Below are 1609 nucleotides of genomic sequence, written 5' to 3'. Positions count from 1 at the left end.
CGACAGCGGCTTGGTCGGCGCGATGGAGATCTTGCCGCGCGAGGGCGAGCGGTGGTACTCGCGTGCGGCGTCGCGCAGGGCCAGCTCGGCCGGGGACATGGAGGCTTCTTCGGACATGGCAGCAGCCCGGGATGGGCGGTTCGGGTGTGTCGGGGAAGGAAATGCGGAGCGCGAAGGCAACTGCAGGAGGCCATGGCAAAAAAGGCCGCGCACCGCGCAGCCTTTTCGTTTGCCGGGGCCGGTCAGCCCATGTGCAGGCCGCCGTTGCAGCTGAAGTCGGCGCCGGTGGTGAAGCCCGACTCCTCGCCGGCCAGCCACGCCACGACGGAGGCGATCTCCTCCGGCGTGCCCAGGCGGCGGATGGGGATGGTGGCGATGATCTTGTCGAGCACGTCCTGGCGGATGGCCTTGACCATGTCGGTGGCGATGTAGCCCGGGCTCACCGTATTCACCGTCACGCCCTTGGCCGCGACTTCCTGCGCCAGCGCCATCGTGAAGCCGTGCATGCCGGCCTTGGCCGCGGAGTAGTTGGTCTGGCCGAACTGGCCCTTCTCGCCGTTGACCGAGGAGATGTTGATGATGCGGCCCCAGCCCTTTTCCAGCATGCCGTCGATGACCTGCTTGGTCACGTTGAACATGCTGTCCAGGTTGGTGGACATCACGGCCTGCCAGTCGGCCTTGCTCATCTTGCGGAACTGGCCATCACGCGTGATGCCGGCGTTGTTGACCAGCACATCCACTTGGCCATGCTCGGCCTTGACCTTCTCGAAGGCGGCCACGGTCGAGTCCCAGTCGGCAACGTTGCCCACCGAGGCGTAGAAGGTGTAGCCCAGCGCCTTCTGCTCGTCGATCCACTTCTGGTGGTCGCGGCTCGGACCGCAGCCGGCGATGACCTTGAAGCCGTCCTTGTGCAGGCGCTGGCACATCGAGGTGCCGATGCCGCCCATGCCGCCGGTGACGTACGCGAGTTTCTGAGCCATGTGAGTCTCCTTGGGGGCCGCGCCGCGCGGCCGTGGTTGGGACGGTCCTGCCGGGCCGGCCTTGCTGAAAACGATGTGAGGAATGCGGGTGAGAGCGGCCGCCCGGGGCCCGCCGGGTCCCGGGTCAGCCGCGCGCCGAAGGCGCCTTGGTCAACGCAGGATCAGCGCTCGACCGCCAGCGCCACGCCCATGCCGCCGCCGATGCACAGCGCGGCCAGGCCCTTCTTCGCGTCGCGGCGCTGCATCTCGTGCAGCAGCGTCACCAGCACCCGGCAGCCCGAGGCGCCGATGGGGTGGCCGATGGCAATGGCGCCGCCGTTGACGTTGACCTTTGCGGCGTCCACGCCCAGCTCCTTGTTCACCGCGCAGGCCTGCGCCGCGAACGCCTCGTTGAGCTCGAACAGGTCCACGTCGCCCACCTGCCAGCCCGCGCGCTCCAGCGCCTTGCGCGACGCCGGCACCGGGCCCATGCCCATCGTGGCCGGGTCCAGCCCGCTGGTGCCGAAGCTAGCGATCTTGGCCAGCGGCTTCAGGCCCAGCTGCTCGGCCTTCGCGGCCGACATCACCATCACGGCCGCCGCGCCGTCGTTGATGCCCGAGGCGTTGCCCGCCGTCACGCTGCCGGCCTT

At 69.0% G+C, this 1609-nt stretch carries 2 protein-coding genes; both read right to left on the bottom strand.

Annotated features, from left to right (window positions below):
* Positions 1-242: 242 nt before the first annotated feature.
* Positions 243-980, bottom strand: a complete 738-nt coding sequence (phbB, locus tag FJ694_RS36460; RefSeq protein ID WP_157272394.1) for an acetoacetyl-CoA reductase — start codon at positions 978-980, stop codon at positions 243-245.
* A 161-nt stretch (positions 981-1141) separates the two neighbouring features.
* A partial coding sequence (locus FJ694_RS36455) for a thiolase family protein (RefSeq protein WP_445661325.1) occupies positions 1142-1609 on the bottom strand: 468 nt, incomplete at its 5' end.

Source organism: Azohydromonas aeria (genome assembly GCF_009760915.1).
Lineage (GTDB): Bacteria > Pseudomonadota > Gammaproteobacteria > Burkholderiales > Burkholderiaceae_C > Azohydromonas > Azohydromonas aeria.
This window is presented reverse-complemented; position numbering and strand designations above follow the sequence as displayed.

What these genes read in the sequence shown, in the direction of transcription:
- phbB (WP_157272394.1), bottom strand. Translation starts at nt 980, where the DNA reads ATGGCTCAGAAACTCGCGTACGTCACCGGCGGCATGGGCGGCATCGGC.